The organism is uncultured Winogradskyella sp., assembly GCF_947498005.1.
In the GTDB taxonomy this organism is placed as follows: domain Bacteria; phylum Bacteroidota; class Bacteroidia; order Flavobacteriales; family Flavobacteriaceae; genus Winogradskyella.
In genome coordinates, this window is sequence record NZ_CANMIW010000028.1 from 1 (window position 1) to 848 (window position 848).

1 protein-coding gene is annotated in these 848 nt (G+C 33.8%); it reads right to left on the reverse strand.

Translation table 11 applies throughout. The features are described from left to right. Positions 1–134: 134 nt before the first annotated feature. A complete protein-coding gene (locus tag Q0891_RS17190) occupies positions 135–818 on the reverse strand; it encodes a hypothetical protein (RefSeq protein WP_299103574.1) in 684 nt (227 codons plus the stop codon). Between the last annotated feature and the right edge of the window lie 30 nt (positions 819–848).

An 848-nucleotide genomic window follows, 5' to 3' on the forward strand; every position in this document is an offset into this window, starting at 1 on the left:
AACGTGTTTGTATATGGTTTGTTGCGTGGTTTAGCACGTAATTTAGCAAATAAAAACCGAATAGAAAATCCGCGAGGATTTTCGTAAGTAAGCTAGTACCAGCAATAAATTATATACGGTGTTGCCAGTAGTTTTTATTCCACTTTATATTTTATTATCGATTTATCTCCTCGAAAAAATGATTCATTCTCCTTTTTTACAAAATTCAAATTCGGTTCGTGAATTATTTCCAAGTTGTTATTGTCAATCCATTTGGCAGAAACTTTTTTACCTTCTCCATTAAAGTACATTATTCCGGCTCCACCACCAGAATTCCATTCTATTATTCCACTTGTATGGATATATTTTCCATTTGTAAATTCTTCGTTTACTCTAAATTCCTTTGTTCCGTCAGCAGTTGAAATTCGGACGAGTTCATTTGTCGTAAATTCAAATTTCGGTCGAGCTCTTCTTTTCGCTTTTGGTTTTTCAGTCGATATTAATTTCAGAAAGTTCTGTAATTCGGTTTTTCTTTCCTGAATTGTCTTTTCATCTGCACCAAGTTCTTTCCACAATTCCAAGTCAGTTCCGCTATCAATTATTTCTTTTACTTGCTTTAAAATTTCGGGTTCAAGAGACTTTGTTTCCCATTGAGCCAGAGCAAGTCCAAATAATGAATTATTTCGGTCGTCTGAATCTGAAAAATAAACAGCAAATTCCGTTTTTATTTCGTCCGAAACCCAAACTTGATTTCCTCCATTATTATACTTATCGAAAAAGTTCGAATAAATGTCAAGTGTAGTGTCGTTTCCTTTTATTTCTGTGTTCCAAACTCCCATTTAGTTCTGTTTCTCAAATTACTGGCAACG